This window comes from Streptomyces sp. NRRL S-495 (assembly GCF_000966955.1).
GTDB classification, from domain to species: Bacteria; Actinomycetota; Actinomycetes; order Streptomycetales; family Streptomycetaceae; genus Kitasatospora; species Kitasatospora purpeofusca.
In genome coordinates this window covers 1-1,450 of sequence record NZ_JZWY01000354.1, presented here as the reverse complement: position 1 = coordinate 1,450, position 1,450 = coordinate 1, and the positions used below count along the sequence as shown (strand labels likewise).

Below are 1,450 nucleotides of genomic sequence, written 5' to 3'. Positions count from 1 at the left end.
GCTGGAGGAGCCGCGACTGGCGGCCGACGGTGTGGTCACCTTCGGCCAGCCCCGCACCTGTGACCGCCTGCTGGCCGCGGCGTACAACAAGGGCTTCCAGAACCGGATGTACCGCTTCGTCAACAACAACGACATCGTCCCCCAGCTGCCGCCCGAGCCCGCCTACACCCATGTCGACGCCCTGCGGTACATCGACTCCGGCGGGAAACTGCACGACTCGGTCGGCCTGCTCGGCGGCCTGGCGGACCGGGCGAAGGGCCTGACCGCCGACGCCTTCGCGCCGGCCAGTGACGGCATGCGGGACCACTTCATGCGCAACTACCTCGCCGCGCTGGAGAAGAACCTCGCCTGACGGCGGTGGGGATCCGGGTCCGCCGGGCCCGGATTCCCGCGAACCCGCCCTCCCCGCCGCCGAGTTCTGGAAGCATCGACCTCGTTCCCGCGGGCGCGGGAGGAAATGGGGGCCGGGGCGATGGACGCGACCCGCACATACCGGTCGGGAGCGGCGGTCCTCGCCGGGGCGGTGGCCGCGGCCCTGGGGATCGCGGGCTGCACGTCCGGCGGCTCCGGCGGGGCGACGGGATCACCGTCGTCCGCGGGCCCGGCGAGCACCTCGGCACCCGCTCCGAGCGCCACCCCGACGGTCGGCTCGACGGAAGCGACGGTCACCTCCCCGCCGCCCACCGCACCGGCGCCGAGCCCGAGCTGCTTCGACACCGGCATGGTCGGCGACACCACGGTGGCCGGCTACCTCTCCCGGCTCCCCGGCGCCGCGCGGATCATCGACCCGGGGATCTTCATGGACCTGGACGGCCTGCACCTCGACACCACGACGGACCGGCGGCCGTGCGGACCGGTGACCGTGCGGATCACCCGGTTCACCGTGCGGCTGTCCCACACCGGTTCGGGCACCGTCACCCGCCCGTCCTACTCCTACAGCCCGCTGGACACCACCGAGGTGACGATCGGTCCGGCCAACGGGGTCGCCCCGGGCAGCGCGCCCCCGGCGACCTCGCACTGCTCCGGGGTGCTCTCCGTGGTCCAGTTGGGCGCGCCGGTCAAGGACACCGAACTGCCGCAGCGGCTCGACCTGGCCACCCCGAGCCCGGCGCCCACCGCGCCGTACCACCAGAACGTCAAGGTGACCGGCGAGCGCCAGGTGGCAGCCGGCCTGGCCCTCCCGGCCGACGCCGCCACCTGCTGACGGCCGACTCCCGCCGCTCCTGCCCTACGCGGTCGGCGGCGCCCACTGCGGGTCACGGCCGGTGAAGCCGAGCAACTTCGCCGCCGGGCCCGCGTCGGCGGGTACCTCGACCACGGGGCCGAACTTGCCGAAGGAGTCCCGGACGAAGTCGACGATCCGGGCGGCCGGGCTCTCCAACCCCTCCGCCAGGGAATCGGTCAGCGGGAGGTCCTGACCGGTCGCGCGGGCGATGTCCCAGGCGTGCAC

1 protein-coding gene and 2 pseudogenes are annotated in these 1,450 nt (G+C 74.1%); 2 read left to right on the top strand and 1 reads right to left on the bottom strand.

Annotated elements, in window-relative coordinates; genetic code table 11:
* A pseudogene (locus VR45_RS18705) lies at window positions 1–352 on the top strand (lipase family protein); the annotation flags it as partial.
* A gap of 120 nt (window positions 353–472) precedes the next feature.
* The gene (locus VR45_RS42455) at window positions 473–1,204 is read left to right on the top strand and encodes a hypothetical protein (RefSeq protein ID WP_052709196.1); all 732 of its coding nucleotides are present in this window, start codon (window positions 473–475) and stop codon (window positions 1,202–1,204) included.
* A gap of 24 nt (window positions 1,205–1,228) precedes the next feature.
* On the opposite strand, the pseudogene VR45_RS18695 reads toward VR45_RS42455, so the two are convergent.
* Window positions 1,229–1,450 (bottom strand): annotated as a pseudogene (locus VR45_RS18695) (TIGR03086 family protein); the annotation flags it as partial.

Bases quoted from the DNA above. Each gene is read 5' to 3' on its own strand.
- VR45_RS42455 (WP_052709196.1), top strand. From the start codon at position 473: ATGGACGCGACCCGCACATACCGGTCGGGAGCGGCGGTCCTCGCCGGG.